Annotated in this window: 22 protein-coding genes; 16 read left to right on the forward strand and 6 right to left on the reverse strand. The window is 63.9% G+C overall.

Annotated elements, in window-relative coordinates; genetic code table 11:
• The first annotated feature begins 91 nt into the window (after positions 1 to 91).
• Positions 92 to 1,294 carry a sensor domain-containing diguanylate cyclase gene (locus tag LB551_RS06955; RefSeq protein WP_224658641.1) on the forward strand — a complete coding sequence of 401 codons (1,203 nt, stop codon included), beginning with the start codon at positions 92 to 94 and terminating at the stop codon, positions 1,292 to 1,294.
• Here LB551_RS06955 and LB551_RS06960 read toward each other — a convergent pair.
• Positions 1,278 to 1,640, reverse strand: coding sequence for a hypothetical protein (locus tag LB551_RS06960; RefSeq protein ID WP_224625122.1), 363 nt, complete (start codon positions 1,638 to 1,640; stop codon positions 1,278 to 1,280). The two genes, LB551_RS06955 and LB551_RS06960, sit on opposite strands and share 17 nt — an antisense overlap.
• Before the next feature lie 421 nt (positions 1,641 to 2,061).
• Here LB551_RS06960 and LB551_RS06965 point away from each other — a divergent pair, with 421 nt between their 5' ends.
• The 6 genes from LB551_RS06965 (at position 2,062) to LB551_RS06990 (ending at position 6,703) form a co-directional block, all read left to right on the forward strand.
• Positions 2,062 to 2,247: a hypothetical protein gene (locus LB551_RS06965; protein WP_224658642.1), complete on the forward strand. Its 186-nt coding sequence runs from the start codon at positions 2,062 to 2,064 to the stop codon at positions 2,245 to 2,247.
• Between the two features lie 247 nt (positions 2,248 to 2,494).
• Complete coding sequence (gene sdhC, locus LB551_RS06970) at positions 2,495 to 2,914, forward strand: succinate dehydrogenase, cytochrome b556 subunit (protein WP_140550703.1); 420 nt, start codon at positions 2,495 to 2,497, stop codon at positions 2,912 to 2,914.
• Between the two features lie 2 nt (positions 2,915 to 2,916).
• Positions 2,917 to 3,312: a succinate dehydrogenase, hydrophobic membrane anchor protein gene (gene sdhD, locus LB551_RS06975; protein ID WP_140518101.1), complete on the forward strand. Its 396-nt coding sequence runs from the start codon at positions 2,917 to 2,919 to the stop codon at positions 3,310 to 3,312.
• A gap of 4 nt (positions 3,313 to 3,316) precedes the next feature.
• Positions 3,317 to 5,152: a succinate dehydrogenase flavoprotein subunit gene (gene sdhA / locus LB551_RS06980; protein WP_140550702.1), complete on the forward strand. Its 1,836-nt coding sequence runs from the start codon at positions 3,317 to 3,319 to the stop codon at positions 5,150 to 5,152.
• Between the two features lie 39 nt (positions 5,153 to 5,191).
• Entirely contained in the window at positions 5,192 to 5,971 is a 780-nt protein-coding gene (locus LB551_RS06985; RefSeq protein ID WP_140518103.1) for a succinate dehydrogenase iron-sulfur subunit, read from the forward strand.
• A gap of 105 nt (positions 5,972 to 6,076) precedes the next feature.
• Positions 6,077 to 6,703 (forward strand): YceH family protein, encoded by a 627-nt coding sequence (locus LB551_RS06990; RefSeq protein WP_140559263.1) that lies wholly within the window; start codon positions 6,077 to 6,079, stop codon positions 6,701 to 6,703.
• A 48-nt stretch (positions 6,704 to 6,751) separates the two neighbouring features.
• On the opposite strand, the gene LB551_RS06995 is transcribed toward LB551_RS06990, so the two are convergent.
• Complete coding sequence (locus LB551_RS06995; protein WP_140492697.1) at positions 6,752 to 7,177, reverse strand: OsmC family protein; 426 nt, start codon at positions 7,175 to 7,177, stop codon at positions 6,752 to 6,754.
• Between the two features lie 212 nt (positions 7,178 to 7,389).
• On the opposite strand from LB551_RS06995, the gene LB551_RS07000 reads away from it, so the two are divergent.
• A complete protein-coding gene (locus tag LB551_RS07000) occupies positions 7,390 to 7,617 on the forward strand; it encodes a hypothetical protein (RefSeq protein ID WP_224625120.1) in 228 nt (75 codons plus the stop codon).
• A complete protein-coding gene (locus LB551_RS07005; RefSeq protein ID WP_140550698.1) occupies positions 7,614 to 7,970 on the forward strand; it encodes a YciI family protein in 357 nt (118 codons plus the stop codon). Before LB551_RS07000 ends, LB551_RS07005 begins: the two co-directional genes overlap by 4 nt.
• Before the next feature lie 13 nt (positions 7,971 to 7,983).
• Here LB551_RS07005 and LB551_RS07010 read toward each other — a convergent pair whose 3' ends face one another.
• The gene (locus LB551_RS07010; protein WP_224658643.1) at positions 7,984 to 9,243 is read right to left on the reverse strand and encodes a ubiquinone biosynthesis hydroxylase; all 1,260 of its coding nucleotides are present in this window, start codon (positions 9,241 to 9,243) and stop codon (positions 7,984 to 7,986) included.
• Positions 9,244 to 9,342: 99 nt separating this feature from the next.
• On the opposite strand from LB551_RS07010, the gene tesB reads away from it, so the two are divergent.
• The 7 genes from tesB to LB551_RS07045 all read left to right on the forward strand — a co-directional run bounded on the left by tesB (position 9,343) and on the right by LB551_RS07045 (position 17,390).
• Entirely contained in the window at positions 9,343 to 10,203 is an 861-nt protein-coding gene (gene tesB / locus LB551_RS07015; protein ID WP_224625118.1) for an acyl-CoA thioesterase II, read from the forward strand.
• Positions 10,204 to 10,452: 249 nt separating this feature from the next.
• Positions 10,453 to 10,791, forward strand: coding sequence for a P-II family nitrogen regulator (locus LB551_RS07020; RefSeq protein WP_013528889.1), 339 nt, complete (start codon positions 10,453 to 10,455; stop codon positions 10,789 to 10,791).
• Positions 10,792 to 10,994: 203 nt separating this feature from the next.
• A complete protein-coding gene (locus tag LB551_RS07025) occupies positions 10,995 to 12,176 on the forward strand; it encodes an ammonium transporter (protein WP_411910484.1) in 1,182 nt (393 codons plus the stop codon).
• A 310-nt stretch (positions 12,177 to 12,486) separates the two neighbouring features.
• Complete coding sequence (locus LB551_RS07030; protein WP_140550695.1) at positions 12,487 to 12,765, forward strand: hypothetical protein; 279 nt, start codon at positions 12,487 to 12,489, stop codon at positions 12,763 to 12,765.
• 201 nt (positions 12,766 to 12,966) lie between these two features.
• Positions 12,967 to 15,636, forward strand: coding sequence for a DNA translocase FtsK (locus LB551_RS07035; RefSeq protein WP_224625116.1), 2,670 nt, complete (start codon positions 12,967 to 12,969; stop codon positions 15,634 to 15,636).
• Between the two features lie 136 nt (positions 15,637 to 15,772).
• On the forward strand, positions 15,773 to 16,453 hold the full coding sequence (locus tag LB551_RS07040) for an outer membrane lipoprotein carrier protein LolA (protein WP_140513951.1): 681 nt from the start codon (positions 15,773 to 15,775) through the stop codon (positions 16,451 to 16,453).
• A 130-nt stretch (positions 16,454 to 16,583) separates the two neighbouring features.
• Positions 16,584 to 17,390, forward strand: coding sequence for an exodeoxyribonuclease III (locus tag LB551_RS07045; protein ID WP_224625115.1), 807 nt, complete (start codon positions 16,584 to 16,586; stop codon positions 17,388 to 17,390).
• Here LB551_RS07045 and LB551_RS29905 read toward each other — a convergent pair.
• The 3 genes from LB551_RS29905 to LB551_RS07055 form a co-directional block, all read right to left on the reverse strand.
• Complete coding sequence (locus LB551_RS29905) at positions 17,377 to 17,499, reverse strand: hypothetical protein (protein ID WP_263495724.1); 123 nt, start codon at positions 17,497 to 17,499, stop codon at positions 17,377 to 17,379. The genes LB551_RS07045 and LB551_RS29905 overlap by 14 nt on opposite strands.
• Positions 17,500 to 17,512: 13 nt before the next feature.
• Positions 17,513 to 17,968 carry a cyclic nucleotide-binding domain-containing protein gene (locus LB551_RS07050; RefSeq protein WP_140550691.1) on the reverse strand — a complete coding sequence of 152 codons (456 nt, stop codon included), beginning with the start codon at positions 17,966 to 17,968 and terminating at the stop codon, positions 17,513 to 17,515.
• A 120-nt stretch (positions 17,969 to 18,088) separates the two neighbouring features.
• The gene (locus LB551_RS07055; protein WP_091576052.1) at positions 18,089 to 18,772 is read right to left on the reverse strand and encodes a response regulator transcription factor; all 684 of its coding nucleotides are present in this window, start codon (positions 18,770 to 18,772) and stop codon (positions 18,089 to 18,091) included.
• Positions 18,773 to 18,876 lie beyond the last annotated feature (104 nt).

Raw genomic sequence — 18,876 nt, forward strand, 5'->3', positions numbered from 1 at the left:
TCTCCGAGGCGTGCGCGAGCCCCGGTATGACCTCACGTTAACTTCTTTTTCGCCCGTCGATGGTTTGCTGCCGTCAGGGGCTTGGGAAATCATGGGCGGCGCGGACTTCATCCTTGTCATCAATCTGTTCGTTGCCGGGCTGCTGGCGGCGGCCTTCATGGCGATCGCCGTCTATGACATCGGACGTGTCTCGGCACGCTGGCTGGCGTTCGGCTATGTGCTGGGCATGGCCTATTTCGTCGTTGAATTCAGCATCCCCGCCTTCGACAATGCGCGGCTGGTGGTCGTCGCAGCCTTCGCCGTTTTCCTTGGCGCCACCATCGCCTTCAACGGCGGGCTTGCGCATAGATACGGCGTGACGCCGCCCTGGTCGGCGATGCTCCTGGTCCTGGCCTTTGCCTCTGTCGCGGTCTATTTCGCCCAGGATCTGCCGCGCCAGTCCCTTGCCAGCAAGATGGCCTACCAACTGCCCTACGCCGTCATGCAGCTTACCGGGTTCGGCATCGTCTGGTCGTCCAGGCAAAGGCGTGACCGGCTCGACCGGATGCTGATGGCGGTGCTGGCGGCCAGCGCCGTGCAGTTCGCCAGCAAGCCATTCATCGCCGATGCGCTTGGCGGCCGCGGCGCCGCCCCGCAATCCTATCTGCAGACCAGCTATGCCCTGGCGTCGCAATCGCTCGGCACCGTGTTCGGCGTGGCGCTGGCCTTGCTGGCGCTGGCCATACTGGTGCGCGACGTGCTCGCCGAGGCGACGTCGAAATCGGAAACGGACACGCTGTCGCGGCTCCTCAACCGCGGCGGCTTCGAGCGTCACGCCGAGACGGCGCTGGGAGACGCGGCGCGCCGCGGCGTCCCAGTCGCGCTGGTCATCGCCGATCTCGATCACTTCAAGTCCATCAACGACAATTACGGCCATGCCTCGGGCGACCGGGTCATCGAGGCCTTTGCCCGCTTCCTGCGCGAGGCCGCGGCCGACCACCATGTCGCCGGTCGTATAGGCGGCGAGGAGTTCGCCATCATCCTGCCCGGCACCAATCTCGTCGCCGCGCGGCTGTTCGCTGAAGGCGCGCGCAGCGCCTTCGGGACGCTGCCCATCGACGGGCTCCCCGCCGACAATCGCTGCACGGCGAGCTTCGGCGTTGCCGAACTTCATGCCGGCGAGCATTTTTCCGACCTGATGCGACGTGCCGATGAAGCGCTCTATCAGGCGAAGGATGCCGGGCGCGACTGCGTGCGCGTTTCCGCCGGGCCAGCCAGGCCAGAGGCCGTGGCGCTGTTCAGCGGCAGGGGCTGAGTTCAGGCATCTCGCCGTCGGAGAGGCCATACATATAACTGCGCCCCTTCACGAACACCGGCGGCCGATAGCAATCGCCATAGCCCGATATCGCGTCAGGCCCGTTCTCGTAGATTACCTTGGGCTGGCCGGCGCTGGTATAGTCGGACAGTTGCTTGGCGAGCTTGCCTTCGCCGACGAGGATACGCTTGTAGCCGGCGGCACTGTCGATGACGAGATTGCCGAAGGAATCGGCGTAGACCCGATCCTGGTGGCGTCCGTCCGCCAGCGCCGGCGCGGCGGAGCCGACGGCCAATACCGCCACTGTGAGCGCCGCAAGGCGCGATCTGCCCGAATTCGAACGCATGGCGTCCTCCATGTTGGAGACAAAGCCTCCTCGAATCGGAAATTAACCTTTTCTTAACCTTTGTTAAGGGGCTGGCGCGGTTCTCACCCATGTCTTGATAAACATGGTTAACGCAGGAGCGAAAGCCGGCCGGTCATCATTCGGCCACGCTTGCCCGCACCCTCGCGCATGTCGCCAAACCGATTCCGGTTTTCATGGTCATGCGCATTCCAACGCGCGGAAGGACAGCCCATGGTGTTGCGCCGGAAACTACGGGTGGCGTTCGCGCTGCTTCCGCTGCTGGTCGCGGTGGCCTGCGTGCCGGAGAACGACGCTGCGAAGGCGGCAACAAAAGCGGCGCTCCCGTGTCGCTTGCCCTCGTTGCTGACGCCACCGCGCCACAGCCGCGCACCGCACCTACAATTGCGCCGACGGCGGCAGGATGACCATCGAAAATCTCGGCTCCTCGGTGCGGGTGTTGGGTCCCGACGGTACCAGCGAGGACCTGCCGGCTGCGCCGGCAAACCAGAACAGCCGTTACGGCGAGACACATGACGCGATCGTGATCGACGGTCGCGAGGCGCTGGTGATGAAGGCGGGCTCGGCGCCGCTGACCTGCACCCGCTGAGCCGAGCCCGCGTCCGCCACATATATGCTGCACCGCAGCGAGAACGGGCCGGCTTGGCATCGTCGACGCCTAATCGATTGAAGCCCGGACCTGCCTTTTAATCAGACTAAATTACGTTTTCGAAACGGTTTTCTGGCTTTGACGCGGTGCAAAAAGAGCATTAGAAACCGGCTGTCCGAAGTCGCAACCGGAAGCGGCAATGCCGCATTTCCACCTGAGGCTCCAGGAACGCCGAACTGGGGGAGCCATGAGCAAATCACCAGCCACCCGCGAATTCGCCAGACGTGAACGGCCGCTTTCGCCGCACCTCAGCGTGTACCGGCCGCCGATCACCATGACGATGTCGATCATCCATCGCATCACCGGCGGCGCGCTCTATTTCGGCACGCTCCTGGTCGCGATATGGCTGATGGCTGCGGCGAGCTCGCAAGCCACTTTCGATTGGGTGAGCTGGGCCTTCGGAACCTGGCTCGGACGGCTGATCCTGTTCGGCTACACCTGGGCGCTCATGCATCACATGCTGGGCGGCGTGCGTCACCTGATCTGGGACACCGGCGCTGGCCTCGAAAAGCATACCGCCTCCAAGATCGCCTGGGCGACCCTGGCCGGCTCGATCCTGCTCACGCTGCTGATCTGGATCGCCGGCTATATGGCGCGAGGAGCCTGACCATGAGCACTGGAAAGACCGACATGCGCACGCCGCTGGCGAAAGTCCGCGGCCTGGGCTCCGCCCGCGAAGGCACCGGGCATTTCTGGCGCCAGCGCCTCACGGCAATCGCCAACATCCCGCTGATCCTGTTCTTCACCGGGTTCCTGGTCGCGCTCAACGGCGCCGGCTATGCGGAGGTGCGGGCAGCGCTCGCCAACCCGCTTGTGGCGCTGATGATGGCCCTTGTGCTCATCTCGCCGCTTTATCACATGCGGATCGGCATGCAGGTGATCATCGAGGATTACGTGCATGGCGAAGGCATGAAGCTGGCGCTGATCGCCCTCAACACTTTCTTCACCGTAGCGGTCGGCGTGGCTTCGCTCTTCGCCCTGCTCAAACTGGCATTCGGAGGCTGACGTTTTGGCCAAGGACGCGAAACAAGCCAATACGGCAGGCTATACCTATGTCGACCACAAATTCGACGTCGTGGTCGTCGGTGCCGGGGGCGCGGGGCTGCGCGCTACGCTGGGCATGGCCGAACAGGGCCTGCGCACCGCCTGTATCACCAAGGTTTTCCCGACCCGCTCGCACACGGTTGCGGCGCAGGGCGGTATTGCCGCTTCGCTTTCAAACATGGGCCCGGACTCCTGGCAGTGGCACATGTACGACACCGTCAAGGGTTCGGACTGGCTGGGCGATGTGGACGCCATGGAATATCTGGTGCGTGAAGCGCCGGCCGCCGTCTACGAGCTCGAGCATTACGGCGTGCCGTTCTCGCGCACCGAGGAGGGCAAGATCTACCAGCGGCCGTTCGGCGGCCACATGATGAATTACGGCGACGGCCCGCCCGTGCAGCGCACCTGTGCGGCCGCCGACCGCACCGGCCACGCCATCCTGCACACGCTCTACGGCCAGTCGCTGAAGAACAACGCACAGTTCTTCATCGAGTATTTCGCGCTCGACCTGATCATGGAGCCGGACGGCACATGCACCGGCGTCGTCGCCTGGAACCTCGACGACGGCACCATCCACCGCTTCTCGGCCAAGATGGTTGTGCTGGCGACAGGCGGCTATGGCCGCGCCTATTTCTCGGCGACCTCGGCCCACACCTGCACCGGCGACGGCGGCGGCATGGCCGCGCGGGCGGGGTTCCCCTTACAGGACATGGAGTTCGTGCAGTTCCACCCGACCGGCATCTACGGGGCCGGCTGCCTGATCACCGAAGGCGCGCGCGGCGAGGGCGGCTATCTCGTCAACTCCGAGGGCGAGCGGTTCATGGAGCGCTACGCCCCGTCGGCCAAGGACCTTGCCTCGCGCGACGTCGTCTCGCGCTGCATGACGCTGGAAATCCGCGAGGGCCGCGGCGTCGGCAAGAACAAGGATCATATCTTCCTGCACCTCGACCATCTCGATCCGGCGGTACTGCATGAGCGGCTGCCCGGCATCTCGGAATCGGCAAAGATCTTCGCCGGCGTCGATCTCACCAAGGAGCCGATTCCGGTGCTGCCGACGGTGCACTACAATATGGGCGGCGTGCCGACCAATTACTGGGGCGAGGTGCTCAACCCGACGATCCTTAATCCTGATCAGGTCTCGCCCGGCCTGATGGCGGTAGGCGAGGCCGGTTGCGCCTCGGTGCACGGCGCCAACCGACTGGGATCGAACTCGCTGATCGACCTGGTCGTGTTCGGACGCGCGGCGGCGATCCGCGCCGGCCAGGTCATCGATCGCAAGTCGGCAATCCCGTCGCCCAACCAGGCCTCGGTCGACAAGATCATGGACCGCTTCGATCGGCTGCGCCACGCCAACGGCTCGACGCCGACGGCGGTTCTGCGCGAAAAGATGCAGCGCGCCATGCAGGAAGACGCGGCGGTGTTCCGCACGCAGGAATCGCTGGAGAACGGTTGCAAGCGCATTTCGCAGATCTGGGGCGAGCTCAAGGACATAAAGGTTTTCGATCGCTCGATGATCTGGAACTCCGACCTGGTCGAGACGCTGGAGCTGGAAAACCTGATGGCCAACGCCATCACCACGGTCTACGGCGCCGAGGCGCGCAAGGAGAGCCGTGGCGCGCACGCGCGGGAGGATTTCTCGGCCCGCGACGACGCCAACTGGCGCAAGCACACGCTCGCCCATCTGAGCGAGACCGGTGAGGTGACGCTCTCCTACCGTCCGGTGCACACCGAACCGCTGCTGGCCGAAAAGGACGGCGGCATCAGTCTCGCCAAGATCGCGCCCAAGGCCAGGGTGTATTGAAATGACGTCCAGCCGCGTCATCCGAAAGGACCTGAGGTAATGGTCGAACTCACGCTCCCCAAGAACTCGAAGATCCAGCAGGGCAAGACCTGGCCGAAGCCGGAAGGCGCGACCAATCTCAGGGAATATCGCATCTACCGCTGGTCGCCGGATGATGACGAGAACCCGCGCATGGACACCTATTTCGTCGACATGGACGATTGCGGGCCGATGGTGCTGGATGCGCTGCTCTGGATCAAGAACAAGATCGACCCGACGCTGACCTTGCGTCGCTCCTGCCGCGAGGGTATCTGCGGCTCGTGCGCCATGAATATCGACGGCTCCAACACGCTCGCATGCACCAAGGGCTGCGACGACATATCGGGCGCCGTCAAGATCTACCCGCTGCCGCATATGCCCGTCATAAAGGACCTCGTGCCCGACCTGACCAATTTCTACGCCCAGCACGCCTCGATCGAACCGTGGCTGAAGACGGTCTCACCGCAGCCTGCCAAGGAATGGCTGCAGAGCCATGAGGAGCGCGAGAAGCTCGACGGGCTCTACGAGTGCATATTGTGCGCCTGCTGCTCGACCTCGTGCCCGAGCTACTGGTGGAACGGCGACCGCTATCTCGGCCCGGCAACCTTGCTGCAGGCCTATCGCTGGCTGATCGACAGCCGCGACGAGGCCACGGGCGAGCGGCTCGACAATCTCGAGGACCCGTTCCGGCTCTATCGCTGCCACACCATCATGAACTGCGCGCAGACCTGCCCCAAGGGCTTGAATCCGGCCAAGGCGATCGCGGAAATCAAGAAGATGATGGTGGAGAGAAGGGTTTAGGCGCTCGCTCGCGGCAGTCTTGAACGCAGCGATCCTTCGCGCCCCCTCTTCTCCGGCAGGACAGAGGGGCGCTGTCCTGCCAGCTTCAGAAAGGATTGCAATCCAATGACGGACCTTCCCATCCTGTCTCCTCCCGAAGCGCGTGTGCTCGGCTGCCTCATCGAGAAGAAGGAGCTGACGCCGGACGTCTATCCGCTGACGCTGAACGCAGCACTTGCCGCCGCCAACCAGAAGACGGCGCGCGAGCCCGTCATGGCGCTGGAGCAGACAGAGGTGCACCGGGCGCTGAAGCTGCTTGAGCAGAAGGGGCTGGTGCGGCAGATGTTCGGCTCCCGCGTCGAGCGCTACGAGCACCAGATGGCGCAGCGCTTCTCGCTGACCACGCCGCAGACCGCCTTGGTCGGCCTGCTTTTGCTGCGCGGGCCGCAGACGGCGCATGAATTGCTGGCACGCAGCGAGCGCATGGCAAGGTTTTCATCGATCGAGGATTTGCGCGGTGAGCTCGATATGCTGATCGGCCGTCGACCGCCGCTCGTCCAGGAAATCCCGCGCGGTCCAGGCCAACGCGAGGATCGCTATGTGCATCTCCTCGCCGGGCCGGTGGACGTTGCCGCCCTGTCGGCGCAGCGCACTGCATCGGCCGTGCCCGCTTCCGACCTCGAAGCGAGAGTGGAGGCGCTGGAGCAGGAAGTCGCAGCCCTTCGCGCCCGGCTCGACGCGCTGGGTGCCTAATTGCTCGAGGGTGCCCGGCGCGACCATGCGCGCCGGGATGCCGGGGTCTCAGCCGAGCCTGGCGTCGAGCGATACGTTGATAGCGCCCAGAGCTTTGGAAACAGGGCATTCGGCCTTGGCCTTCTCGGCCAATTCCTTGAACTTCGCCGCGTCGATGCCGGGCACCTTGCCGACAAGGGTGATCGCGCTGCCCGTGATGCCGGTGCCGGGAACCAGCGTCACCACGGCCTTGGCGTCGAGTTCGGCCGCCGGGGTGCCGTTCTCGGCCAGGAAATGCGACAGCTGCATGGCGTAGCAGCCGGCGTGCGCGGCCGCGATCAGCTCTTCCGGATTGGTGCCGGATTTGCCGCTCTCGTCCTCGAAGCGTGCCTTGAACGAATAGGGCGTGCCGTTCAGGGTCCCGCTCTGGCTGTCGAGCGTGCCTTTGCCGTCCTTCAGATTGCCCTTCCAGACGGCGGTTGCGGTGCGGTCCATGAATTCCTCCTTGGTTGTCGTGAACTTGTCCAGGTGAGCCCAGCGTCCGGCCAACTATAGCGCGGGCATGCGCGAAGACCACTGCGCTGTTTGGACCACGGCGCGATGACGGTTCATTCCTTTCGAAAAAATCCGCGTGCAAAAATGTCGGCTTCCGTTCGGCCCGACCGTCCTGCGGGCGACCACGGGATTGTGGCCGGATGGAGGTTCACATGGACAATCTGTTTTTCGCAGTATGGAAGATCCCAGGCCGCAAGGCTCAACGACGGCAAGACTTCTGGCTGGAACAGCCGCCGTCCGGCGTCCGCAGGCTGCTGGCTGCTGTCGCCATCATCGCGGTCGCGGCATGCCTTCTCGACCATGCGGCAGCGGTCGAAGGCAAGGCTGACACGCTCGTCGCCGCATCCTATGATTCCTCGCAGCAAGGGAGCGCGAAATGAAATATGTCTGCCTGGTCTATGGTGAGGAGAAAGACCTCCATGCGCTCACCCCGGAAGGTTCGGCCAAGCTCGACGCCGATTCGCTGGCCTATGACCGGTCCTTGGACCAACAAGGCAAGCTCATCGTCGCGCAGGCGCTGCAATCGGTGAAGACCTCGAAGACCGTGCGTCGTCGCAAGGGCAAGCGGCTGGTCACCGACGGCCCGTTCGCCGAAACCAAGGAGCAGTTGCTCGGCTTCGTCATGATCGAGGCGAAGGACCTCCAGGAGGCGCTGGACATCGCTGGCGGCATTCCGCTGGCCGAACTCGGCACGATCGAGGTCCGGGCGATCTATGACGTGCCCGGGTCATAGGCGGCGCGGCGGGTCAGATCGCTTCGCCTTTCAAAAGACGCGGCGTGCCGGCTGAAAGCCCCGACGCCTGGCGGATGAAGAATTCCTTCAGCCGCGGCATGCGTTCGACCAGGCCGAGGCCGATGTCGCGCACCGCGCGCAGCGGGCCGATGTCGTTGGAAAACAGCCGGTTCAGCACATCTGTCGTGACGCCCATCTGCACCGTGTCGAAACGGCGCCATTGCTGGTAGCGCTCGAGCACGTCTAGCGCGCCGATATCCTGGCCGAGCCGGTCGGCTTCGACGATCACCTCGGCCAGGGCGGCGACATCCTTGAAGCCGAGATTGAGGCCCTGGCCGGCGATCGGGTGGATGCCGTGGGCGGCATCGCCGGCAAGCGCCACGCGCGGCGCGACGAAGGCGCGCGCGATGGTAAGACCCAGCGGCCAAGCGCGCGGCTTGTCGGCGACGCGGATCTCGCCAAGCTTGAGGCCGAAACGCTGTTCCAACTCATGCTCGAAGAGGAGGTCGTCGCCGGCGACCAGCGCCTGAGCATCCTCCGACCGCTCGACCCAGACGATCGACGAGCGGTTGGAACCGTCCTCGCCCGGCTTCAGCGGCAGCGTGGCGAACGGGCCGGCGGGCAGGAAATGCTCTTCGGCACGACCGTTGTGGGGCCGTTCATGCGCCACGGTGCAGACGATGCCGGACTGGCCGTATTCCCACTTCACCGTCTTGATGCCGGCCATGTCACGCAGCTTCGAGTTGACGCCGTCGGCGGCGACCAGCAGCCGCGCCTTCAGCGTAGCGCTGTCGGCCAGATGCACGGTGATGCCCGCACCATTGGTTTCGAACCCTTGCACGGCAACGCCTTCGATGATGTCGACGCCTAGCTTTTCGGCGCTGCGGCGCAAGGCGCCGTTCAGCACCCGGTTGGCCACCATATGCGCGAAGGGCTCGCCCGGCGCCACCTCGCCGTCGAAAGTGAGGAAGACCGGGCGCACCGGATCGGCGGTACGCGAATCGGTGATGATCATCTCGGTGATCGCCTGCGCTTCCGGCGCGATCTCGGCCCAGACGCCGAGCCGCTCGAGCATGCGGCAGGCGGCCGCCGCGATGGCCGAGGCGCGGCCGTCCCTTTGCCAGGAGCCGGCGGGCGCGGCATCGACCAGGGCCACGGCAAGCCCCGGTTGCGCCTGTTTCAGCGACACGGCGGTGGCCAGGCCGACATAGCCGGCGCCGGCGACCAGAACATCGAGCCCGGACCTGGTTTTAGCCTCTGCCTTGCCTTCCATGGTCTTCGCTCCTTGCAAGCCAGCCTGCCCTCCGCCCTTGACGGCCCGTCCTTCCTGTCGGAAACCCGCCAAGGAAATCTTGAGGCGAGGTCACGACACATGACGGCGGCCATGGACGAGCTTCTGCGCATTCTCGACCTCGAGAGGCTGGAACACAATCTGTATCGTGGTCGCAGCCCCCAAGTGGAGTGGCAGCGCGTGTTCGGCGGCCAGACCATCGCCCAGGCGCTGGTAGCGGCACAGCGGACCGTCGAGCCCGACCGCTACGTGCATTCGCTGCATGGCTATTTCATGCGGCCGGGCGACATCAAGGTGCCGATCATCTACGAGGTCGACCGCATCCGCGACGGCGGCTCCTTCACCACCCGCCGGGTGCTGGCGATCCAGCACGGGAACGCGATCTTCTCGCTGGAAGCCTCGTTCCAGGTCGATGAGAAGGGGCTGGAGCACCAGTTCGCTTTGCCCGACGACGTGCCGCCGCCGGAAGGGCTGAAGACGCAGCGCCAACTGCTCGAAAATGCCGACCGGGTTCCGGAAGCGGTGCGACGCTTCTGGGCGCGCGAGCGACCGCTGGAGCTCAGGCCGGTCAATCTCCAGCACTATGAAAGCCGCGACAAGCTGCCGCCCCGGCAGAATGTCTGGATCCGCCTCGCCGGCCCCGTCCCAGACGACCGCGCGCTGCAATCGGTGCTGCTCGCCTATCTCTCCGACATGACGCTGCTCGACACCTCGACCTTCGCGCATGGGCGCGGGCTGTTCGATCCCGACATCCAGGCGGCCAGCCTCGACCATTCGATGTGGTTTCACCGCCCGCATTCGCTCGACGGCTGGCTGCTCTACGCGCAGGACAGCCCCTCGAGCTCGGGATCGCGCGGGTTCAGCCGCGGCACGCTTTATGCCCGCGACGGCACGCTGATCGCCTCGATGGCCCAGGAAGGCTTGATCCGGCTCAAGCGTTGAGCAGTCTTTTCAACCAAAGCCGCCAAAATAGGCGTTTTCCGAAAATTGCTTAATTATTAAGCAGAAGCTGTGCCGCGCCCATCGGCACGGTGCGATTGCGGGCGCGTCAAATCCTTTTTTTACAACAAGTTAACCCGCTGCTTCGGCAATTGGCACGGAGCTTGAATCCTCGTCGGCACTCTCCGGCTCCTCGGGATCGGTGAAGGTGTGCAAACGCGGGGGACCGCAACAGCAAAAGGGTGAAACCTTATGAAAATCGTGATGGCAATCATCAAGCCGTTCAAGCTCGACGAGGTACGCGAAGCGCTTACCGCCGTCGGCATCCAGGGCCTGACCGTCACCGAAGTCAAAGGCTACGGGCGTCAGAAGGGGCACACGGAAATCTATCGCGGGGCGGAATACGCGGTCAGTTTCCTGCCGAAGATCAAGATCGAGGTCGCGGTCAGCGCCGACATGGTCGACAAGGCCGTGGAGGCCATCACCGCAGCCGCCAAGACCGGTCAGATCGGCGACGGCAAGATCTTCGTTTTCGGCATCGACCAAGCGGTGCGCATCCGCACCGGCGAAACAGACACCGACGCGCTCTGAAGCGGCGAACACGTATTCCAATGGAGAGTTCAATGAATATTCCTTCCACCTTGAAGAAGACGGGACGCGCCGCCCTTTTTGGCTCGCTCGCTCTCGCAGCGTTGGGCAGCGTCGCCGCCTTCGCGCAGGAAGCGGCTCCGGCCGCGGCTGCCGCCGCGCCGGCCGCTCCCACCCCGGTGCTCGACACCGGCAACACCGCCTGGATGCTGACTTCGACGGCGCTGGTGCTGATGATGACCATCCCCGGCCTGGCGCTGTTCTACGGCGGCATGGTGCGCAAGAAGAACGTGCTTGCCACCGTCATGCAGAGCTTCGCCATCACCTGCCTGGTGACGGTGCTGTGGTTCATGTTCGGCTATTCGCTGGCCTTTTCCGACGGCGGCGGCATGAATGCCTATCTCGGCGGCTTCTCGAAGTTCTTCCATCATGGCATCACCACCTCGACGCTGTGGGCGCCGGGCGTGGCCAACATTCCTGAGTTCGTCTTCTCGATGTTCCAGATGACCTTCGCCATCATCACCCCGGCCCTGATCGCCGGCGCCTTTGCCGAGCGCATGAAGTTCTCGGCCCTGCTGATCTTCATGGCGCTGTGGCTGCTGGTCGTCTATGCGCCGATCGCGCATTGGGTCTGGGGCGGCGGCTTCCTCGGCGCTGCCGGCGTGCTCGACTTCGCCGGCGGCACGGTCGTCCACATCAATGCCGGTGTCGCGGGTCTCGTCTGCGCCCTAGTCCTGGGCAAGCGCGAAGGCTACGGCACCACCAACATGGCGCCGCATAACCTGGTCTATTCCGTGATCGGCGCTTCGCTGCTGTGGGTCGGCTGGTTCGGCTTCAATGCCGGTTCGGAACTCGCCGCCGACGGCCTCGCCGGTGCCGCGATGCTCAACACTCAGGTTGCCACCGCGGCAGCGGCGCTGGCCTGGATGTTCGCCGAATGGATCATCGCCAAGAAGCCCTCGGTGCTCGGCATCATCTCCGGCGCCGTTGCCGGCCTTGTCGCGGTGACGCCGGCTTCCGGCTTCGTCAACCCGACCGGCGCCTTCATCGTCGGCATCGTCGCCGGCGTTGTCTGCTACATCTCGGCGGTCAAGGTAAAGCACATGTTCGGCTATGACGACTCCCTCGATGCCTTCGGCGTCCATGGCGTCGGCGGCGTGGTCGGCGCATTGCTGACCGGCGTGCTCGCCGATCCGGCAATCAACAGCCTGTCCTCGGGCGCGTCGCTCGGCAAGCAGCTCTACGGCATCGTCTTCACCATCCTGTGGACCGCAATCGCCACCTTCGTCATCCTCTACATCGTCAAGGCGCTCGTCGGCCTGCGTCCGTCGACCCAGGAAGAGGTCGAGGGTCTCGACATCAGCCAGCACGGCGAAGTGGTGCCGTAAGGCCTCTTAGCCATGGGACCGGCGGACCTCCTCCCGCCGGTCCTATCCCTTTCTCCAATTCCGTACGGAAACCGCTGCACGTTTCCCGCAACTGCTTTGAAATCCCGTCGTGACGCTCCCGCAAGGTGCTCACGCCTTGAGGCCCGGATCGCTCCGGGCCTCTTTTTTGGAACCGATTTAGGCTGGAAGAACGCAATCACGTTCGCGTGAACGAGATTTTCGAGGAAACATCGACGGTCTTGGTACCGAACTCCTGGGAGCGACCGCTGTCTCGGCGATCGTTTCAAACAATAGGGAAGGAAACCATCCAATGAACGTCAAGAATATCTGCCTCGGCGCGCTCGCTCTTTCCATGGTCGGCGGCATGGCATTTGCCGGAGCTCTCGATGAGCCGGACAACATGGCGCCGTTCTTCACCGATTCCAGCATGAAAACCATGAAGCCGATGGCGGAATTCAAGGCTGCCTTCATGGCCATGCCGAAGGAGAAGCAGGAAGCCATGATGAAGGAATGCCAGGACGCGGCGATGAGCAAGCCGCACGCCGAATTCTGCGCCAATGTGAAGATGCTCGGCGGCGCCAACAAGTAGGACGCCGTCGATCCCGACGAATGGATGGCGGGCCCAGCGCCCGCCATTTTCACGCGGGCAAGATGCCGCGAAATGGGGCATGACTGGCCGCCGACAGCCTTATAGTTAATGCGCCCTTAACCTTCCCACGCCTAGTCTGGCATTCGAATCTGCCGGAGTGCGTCATGCGCTCGGGCCAGGCAATCACTGACGGGGAAGAGCATGCGTTCAGGGGCTTCAGCACCGCTCGCGCTGACCGATACGGGGCACGGCATCCAGGCATTCGCGCGACGCCAGGTCGGCCGGCTTGTCGGCGCCGGCATGTTCGCGTTCACCGCTTTTGGCGTCGCCAGCCTTGCCACCTGGAATGTCGCCGACCCGAGCTTCTCGCACGCCACGGCCAACACCGTCACCAATGCCATGGGCTATGCGGGTGCGGTCTTCTCCGACATCGCCATGCAGTTCTTCGGCCTTGCCGCCGTGGCGGCGCTGGTTCCGGCCGTGATCTGGGGATATCTGCTGTTTTCGGCGCGTGGCGTCGACAGGCTGCCCAGGCGCGGTCTGTTCTGGTTCGGCTTTGCCCTGCTGGCCGCCGCGATCGCCGGCTGCGTGGTGCCGCCCAAGACCTGGCCCCTGCCGACCGGGCTCGGCGGCGTGTTCGGCGACATGGTGCTGAAGATTCCGGGCCTCGTCATCGGTGGCTATCCGACCGGGCTGGTGGCCAGCGTGCTCGCCATTCTGATGGCCGGGCCGGCGCTGTGGCTGTTCGCCTACGGTTCGGCGCTGATCGCGCGCAAGAACGGTTTCGCCGTCATGGAGGAACCGGCCGCCGCCGATCCGCGCGAGGATGAGCTGCTGTTCGACAATGACGAGGATGAAGGCGACGAAGGCATATTGGCGCTCGGCGCAATGACCCATTGGTGGCTTTCGTTCCGCGCGTGGATGCACCGCCGCGCCGTGCGCCGCAGGCAGCGGCGGGACGAATTCGAGCCGGGAATGGAGCCGCGCGCCAGCGCCTGGCGGCGCGCCGCCGAACGGGTCGAATCGGCCGAGTTCGCCGAGCAGCGGATGAGCCCGGATGGCCGTGCCCGCGTCGAACCGGAATTCTTCGCCGCCATGGTCAACGATCGCAGCGTTTCCGTCGATCCGGACGACGACGTCTTCGACGATCGCTTCGACACCGGCGAGGACGATGTCGATTTCGACGATGAACCCCTCGTCCAGCGTCGCGCGGCTCCCACCGCCAAGGTCCAGCCGTTCCGCTCGGATGCAGCCACGCGCGTTGAAGCGCCGGCGCCACGCCCGGCCCCGGGTGCGCGCGTCCAGCGCGAGGCGCAGACGTCGCTGATCGGCTCGGAAAAATTCGAGATGCCGTCGCTGCATTTCCTGTCCGAACCGAAGAACGTCGCGCGCGACCCGAGCCTCTCGAAAGACGCGTTGGAACAGAACGCCCGCCTGCTCGAAGGCGTGCTGGAGGATTTCGGCGTCAAGGGCGAGATCATCCATGTCCGCCCCGGCCCCGTCGTCACGCTCTATGAGCTGGAGCCGGCGCCGGGCATCAAATCATCGCGCGTCATCGGCCTCTCCGACGACATCGCCCGCTCGATGAGCGCCATCGCCTGCCGCGTCGCCGTGGTGCCGGGCCGCAACGCCATCGGCATCGAATTGCCGAACGCCAAGCGTGAGACGGTGTATCTCAGGGAAATCATGGCCAGCCGCGATTTCGAGACCACCAAGGCCAAGCTGGCGTTGGCGCTGGGCAAGACCATCAATGGCGAAGCGGTCATCGTCGATATCGCCAAGATGCCGCACGTTCTGGTCGCCGGCACCACCGGCTCGGGCAAGTCGGTCGCCATCAACACCATGATCCTGTCGCTGCTCTACCGGCTGACGCCGCAGGAATGCCGCCTGATCATGATCGATCCCAAGATGCTGGAGCTCTCGGTCTATGACGGCATCCCGCACCTTTTGACGCCCGTTGTCACCGACCCGAAGAAGGCGGTGGTCGCGCTGAAATGGACCGTGCGGGAGATGGAAGACCGCTACCGCAAGATGTCCAAGGTCGGCGTGCGCAATATCGACGGTTTTAACGCACGCGTCCAACAGGCGGAGAAGAAGGGCGAAAAGATCTCGCGCACGGTGCAGACCGGCTTCGACCGCCAGACCGGCGAGGCGATCTACGAGACCGAGAATCTCGACCTCGAGCCGATGCCCTACATCGTCGTCATCATCGACGAAATGGCCGATCTGATGATGGTTGCCGGCAAGGACATCGAGGGTGCCGTCCAGCGTCTGGCGCAGATGGCGCGCGCCGCCGGCATCCATGTCATCATGGCGACGCAACGTCCGTCTGTCGACGTGATCACCGGTACCATCAAGGCCAACTTCCCCACCCGCATCTCCTTCCAGGTAACGTCGAAGATCGACAGCCGCACCATCCTGGGCGAGCAAGGCGCCGAGCAGCTGCTCGGCATGGGCGACATGCTCTACATGGCCGGCGGCGGCCGCATCCAGCGCGTGCACGGCCCGTTCGTCTCCGACGACGAGGTGGAGAAGATCGTCGCGCATCTGAAGCTGCAGGGCGTGCCGGAATATCTCGACGCCATCACCGAGGACGATGATGAGGACGAGGACGAGCCCTCCGGCAAGGGCGGCTCGGGCGGCGGTGGCGGCGGCAATTTCGAGGATTCCGACGATCCTTACGACCAGGCGGTATCCGTGGTGCTGCGCGACGGCAAGGCCTCGACCAGCTACATCCAGCGGCGTCTGGGCATCGGCTATAACCGCGCCGCTTCGATCATCGAGAAGATGGAGAAAGAAGGCATTGTCGGCCCCGCCAACCATGCCGGAAAACGCGAGATCCTGGTGCCGACCGAAGAGGACAAATTCTGATCGCGAAAGATACTGGCGGCAACTTTGAACCTTCTGGCGCGTTCAAGCGGTCAAGCAGCGTTCGCGCCGTCAAACTTCAGCCCAACTGGGGGTTCAGGACAGCAACAAATCAGGATTCAAGATGAGAGTGACCGACATGAAAAACGATCTTTCCGCGCTCGGCGATCTTGCCCCGACGCGCCGTCAGCTGCTTGGCCTCGGCCTGGTGCTCGCGGGCGCTGCCGCCCTCAACGTGGTGCCCGGATTCGAGCTGCTGGCATCCGCGCAGGCGGCCGTGCCGGCTGCCGCGCAGAAGATCGCCGACCATTTTTCCTCGGTTAAGTCGATGAGCGGCGAATTCGTGCAGTTCGGCCCCAAGGGCGAGCAGACCGGCGGCAAGTTCTTCCTGGAAAGACCGGGCAAGATTCGCTTCAACTACGACGGATCCTCGAATTTCCGGGTGATTTCGGACGGCAAATCGGTGGTCATCCTCAACAAGAAACTGAACACGTCCGATCTCTATCCCTTGTCGAAGACGCCGCTGAAACTGCTGCTCGACGACCGGATCGACCTCTCCGGCAACCGCGTCAAGAGCGTCAAGGAAGAGGACGACCTCACCACCATCCAGCTATCGGACAAGTCGGTGTTCGGCAATGCGCGGATCACCATGATGTTCGATCCGAAGACCTATGATCTGCGCCAGTGGACGATCACCGATGCGCAGGGCAAGGACACCACGGTGATGATCTTCAACACCAAGGAAGGCGTCAGCTTCGCTCCCGACACGTTTGCCATCGACTATACAGCCAATCGCGAGCTGAATACGAAGACCAGATAGCTTTCCGCGAGATGGCGAACCCTTTCGTGCCGTTTCGGCGGCACGGCGCCGGCCTCCGCAACTGCTGCAATGCTTGCCTTCACGGCGCGGGGCTGGCAGTAGTTCGGCGATCTTTCGCCGGACCCGCCAAATGCCCTTTTCCATCGCCACCTGGAACATAAATTCCGTTCGGCTGCGCATGCCGATCATCGAGCGCCTGCTCGATGAATACGCGCCCGATGTGCTTTGCCTGCAGGAAACAAAAGTTCCCGACGAGCTGTTCCCCGAAAAGGCCTTCCGCAGGCTCGGCTACGGGCACATCGCCTTTCATGGTCAGAAGGGCTATCACGGCGTGGCGACGGTCGCGCGCCGGCCGATCGCGCTGGTCGAGAAGCGCCGCTTCTGCGACATCGACGACAGCCGGCATTTGTCGGTAACCGTGCGGGCCGGTGGCAAGACGATCCTGCTGCACAATTTCTACGTTCCGGCGGGCGGCGACGAACCGGACCCGGAAGTCAACCGCAAGTTCAGGCACAAGCTCGATTTCGTCGCCGAGATGAACGCGATCCGCGCCGAACACAGCGAAGTGTCCGCCTCGGTCCTGGTCGGCGACCTCAACATCGCGCCGCTCGAACACGATGTCTGGTCGCATAAGCAACTGCTCAACGTGGTCAGCCACACACCGGTCGAGACGGAGAGTTTTGAGGCCATGCGGCTGGCCGGCGACTGGGTCGACCTGATGCGGCTCAACGTGCCATCAGACCAGAAGCTCTACACCTGGTGGAGCTACCGCGCGCAGGACTGGGAGGCATCCAACCGCGGCCGCCGGCTCGACCATGTCTGGTCGTCGCCGAACCTGGTGCCTGATTTCACCGGCTACGAAATCCTGCGGGCGGCGCGTGGCTGGGAACGTCCCTCGGACCATGTTCCGGTCATCGCGCGGTTCAACCTGGACTGATCAGCCGGGCCGGCGCCTTTCCCACTCCGGCGACAATTGCGCCAAGCCGCTCGGTCGCCATGATGAAGGGCAGGTCATTTTCGGTGGCGCGAACCAGCCGGAAGTCCACCCGACTCTCCCGTTCACCCCGAAAAGCGCGGCGCCAGCTTCTCGATGCGGTGAATCAGTGCCTGAAAGTCTTCCAGGATGCGCTGGTGGAGCTGTGCCGCCAGCTCAGGATATTCCTCCAGGATGCGGCGGAACATCTTTCGGCTGAGCCGGATCACCTCCGAATCGACCGCTGCCGACGCGCTGGTCAGCCGGTTGGTGTCGGCGATCAGCGCCAGTTCGCTGAGCATCGTGCCCGGGCCGACCGTACCGATGGGAATGCGCTCGCCTGCCTGCTCGCGATAGAGCACGATCTCTCCGCTGACCACGATATAGGCTGAATCAGCCATGTCGTCCTCGCGGTAGAGCTTGTGGTCTGCCTGCAGCAGCATGGTCTCGGCGCCGAAGGCGAGCAGGCGCAATTGTTCCTGCGTGAAGCCCTCGAAAAGCCTCACGGCGGACAGGATGCGGATGTCGTCATCCAGCGCCATCTAGCTGTGTCCCCGAACGGTCAGTCCAATCCTCCTTCGCGGTACGATCCAGAATCCCCCTCCAACAGGATCGCACCCAAAAGCAGCCCCGCCCAGACCGCTTATTGGATAATGAAATGTTTAAGGAACCAGCTTGTAGCCACCGCTTTCTGTCACAAGAATTTCCGCATTGGAAGGATCGCGCTCGATCTTCTGGCGCAGGCGATAGACATGGGTTTCCAGCGTGTGCGTGGTAACGCCGGAATTGTAGCCCCACACCTCCTCGAGCAGCACGTCGCGCGTCACCACCTTCTGGTCGGCGCGGTAGAGATATTTGATGATCGAGGCTTCCTTCTCCGTCAGCCGCACCTTTGCGCCGCGCGGGTCGATCAGCAGCTTCTGGCTTGGCTTGAAGGTGTAGGGGCCGACCGAGAAGGTGGCGTCCTCGCTTTGCTCATGCTGGCGCAGCTGCGCGCGGATGCGCGCCAAAAGCACCGCGAAGCGGAACGGCTTCGTCACGTAGTCGTTGGCGCCGGCTTCGAGGCCGAGGATCGTGTCCGAATCGGTGTCGTGGCCGGTCAGCATGATGATGGGCGCCTTGTAGCCGCCCTTGCGCAGGATCTTCACCGCTTCGCGGCCGTCCATGTCGGGGAGGCCGACATCCATGATCAACAGGTCGATGAGGCCGCCGCGCGCCGCGGCGACGCCTTTTGCCGCAGTGGACTCCTGCAGCACGTCGAATTCCTCGTAGAGGGACAGTTGCTCGACCAGCGTGCCGCGCAAGTCGTCATCGTCGTCGACGATCAGGATGGTTCGTGAAGTCATGGATCAATCCGTTGTTTTGAAAAGAAAATTCAGTTGACCGCTGCCTGTTTATGCGGAAGCTGACCGGCACAACAGCCGATCACAGTGATTTGTTCCGTGGCACG

The organism is Mesorhizobium sp. BR1-1-2, from assembly GCF_020165435.1.
In the GTDB taxonomy this organism is placed as follows: Bacteria; Pseudomonadota; Alphaproteobacteria; order Rhizobiales; family Rhizobiaceae; genus Mesorhizobium.

Bases quoted from the DNA above. Each gene is read 5' to 3' on its own strand.
- LB551_RS07045 (WP_224625115.1), top strand. From the start codon at position 16,584: ATGCCCTTTTCCATCGCCACCTGGAACATAAATTCCGTTCGGCTGCGC.
- LB551_RS07005 (WP_140550698.1), top strand. From the start codon at position 7,614: ATGAAATATGTCTGCCTGGTCTATGGTGAGGAGAAAGACCTCCATGCG.
- LB551_RS07010 (WP_224658643.1), bottom strand. From the start codon at position 9,243: ATGGAAGGCAAGGCAGAGGCTAAAACCAGGTCCGGGCTCGATGTTCTG.
- LB551_RS07055 (WP_091576052.1), bottom strand. From the start codon at position 18,772: ATGACTTCACGAACCATCCTGATCGTCGACGACGATGACGACTTGCGC.
- LB551_RS07020 (WP_013528889.1), top strand. From the start codon at position 10,453: ATGAAAATCGTGATGGCAATCATCAAGCCGTTCAAGCTCGACGAGGTA.
- LB551_RS07035 (WP_224625116.1), top strand. From the start codon at position 12,967: ATGCGTTCAGGGGCTTCAGCACCGCTCGCGCTGACCGATACGGGGCAC.
- LB551_RS06990 (WP_140559263.1), top strand. From the start codon at position 6,077: ATGACGGACCTTCCCATCCTGTCTCCTCCCGAAGCGCGTGTGCTCGGC.
- LB551_RS06960 (WP_224625122.1), bottom strand. From the start codon at position 1,640: ATGCGTTCGAATTCGGGCAGATCGCGCCTTGCGGCGCTCACAGTGGCG.
- LB551_RS07000 (WP_224625120.1), top strand. From the start codon at position 7,390: ATGGACAATCTGTTTTTCGCAGTATGGAAGATCCCAGGCCGCAAGGCT.
- LB551_RS06965 (WP_224658642.1), top strand. From the start codon at position 2,062: ATGACCATCGAAAATCTCGGCTCCTCGGTGCGGGTGTTGGGTCCCGAC.
- LB551_RS07050 (WP_140550691.1), bottom strand. From the start codon at position 17,968: ATGGCGCTGGATGACGACATCCGCATCCTGTCCGCCGTGAGGCTTTTC.
- sdhC (WP_140550703.1), top strand. From the start codon at position 2,495: ATGAGCAAATCACCAGCCACCCGCGAATTCGCCAGACGTGAACGGCCG.
- LB551_RS06955 (WP_224658641.1), top strand. From the start codon at position 92: ATGGGCGGCGCGGACTTCATCCTTGTCATCAATCTGTTCGTTGCCGGG.
- LB551_RS07040 (WP_140513951.1), top strand. From the start codon at position 15,773: ATGAAAAACGATCTTTCCGCGCTCGGCGATCTTGCCCCGACGCGCCGT.
- sdhD (WP_140518101.1), top strand. From the start codon at position 2,917: ATGAGCACTGGAAAGACCGACATGCGCACGCCGCTGGCGAAAGTCCGC.
- LB551_RS06995 (WP_140492697.1), bottom strand. From the start codon at position 7,177: ATGGACCGCACCGCAACCGCCGTCTGGAAGGGCAATCTGAAGGACGGC.
- LB551_RS07030 (WP_140550695.1), top strand. From the start codon at position 12,487: ATGAACGTCAAGAATATCTGCCTCGGCGCGCTCGCTCTTTCCATGGTC.
- tesB (WP_224625118.1), top strand. From the start codon at position 9,343: ATGACGGCGGCCATGGACGAGCTTCTGCGCATTCTCGACCTCGAGAGG.
- LB551_RS06985 (WP_140518103.1), top strand. From the start codon at position 5,192: ATGGTCGAACTCACGCTCCCCAAGAACTCGAAGATCCAGCAGGGCAAG.
- LB551_RS07025 (WP_411910484.1), top strand. From the start codon at position 10,995: ATGCTGACTTCGACGGCGCTGGTGCTGATGATGACCATCCCCGGCCTG.